Source organism: Arhodomonas sp. KWT (assembly GCF_010993615.1).
In genome coordinates this window covers 1-596 of the sequence record NZ_WNXE01001006.1, presented here as the reverse complement: position 1 = coordinate 596, position 596 = coordinate 1, and the positions used below count along the sequence as shown (strand labels likewise).

Sequence of the window (596 nt, the reverse complement as noted above, 5' to 3'; positions counted from 1 at the left end):
CCCACCGTCGAGGCCGATGTGCTGCTCGACAGCGGCGCCTTCGGGCGGGCCGCCGTTCCCTCCGGCGCCTCCACCGGCGCACGGGAGGCCGTGGAGCTGCGTGACGGCGACGCCGCGCGCTACCTCGGCAAGGGTGTCACCCACGCGGTGAGCAACGTGAACACCGTCATCCGCGAGGCCCTGGTGGGCATGGACGCGGACGATCAGCGCGCCCTCGACGAGCGCCTCATCGAGCTCGACGGCACGGACAACAAGGGCCGGCTCGGTGCCAACGCCCTGCTCGCCGTGTCGCTGGCGAGCGCCCGCGCCGCCGCGGGCGATCACGAGCGTTCGCTCTTCCGCCACCTTGCGCCGGAGGGCGAGCACCTGCTGCCGGTACCGATGATGAACATCCTCAACGGCGGTGCCCACGCCAACAACAGCGTGGACATCCAGGAGTTCATGATCATGCCCGCCGGCTTCGCCCGTTTCAGCGAGGCGCTGCGCTGCGGTACCGAGATCTTTCACGCGCTGAAGAAGATCCTCGGCGAGCGCGGTCTGTCCACCGCGGTGGGCGACGAGGGCGGCTTCGCCCCGAACCTGCCGTCCAACGAGGC

At 70.8% G+C, this 596-nt stretch carries 1 pseudogene; it reads left to right on the top strand.

From position 1 onward, the window contains the following. Positions 1-596, top strand: a pseudogene (gene eno / locus G7A99_RS23820) (phosphopyruvate hydratase); the annotation flags it as partial.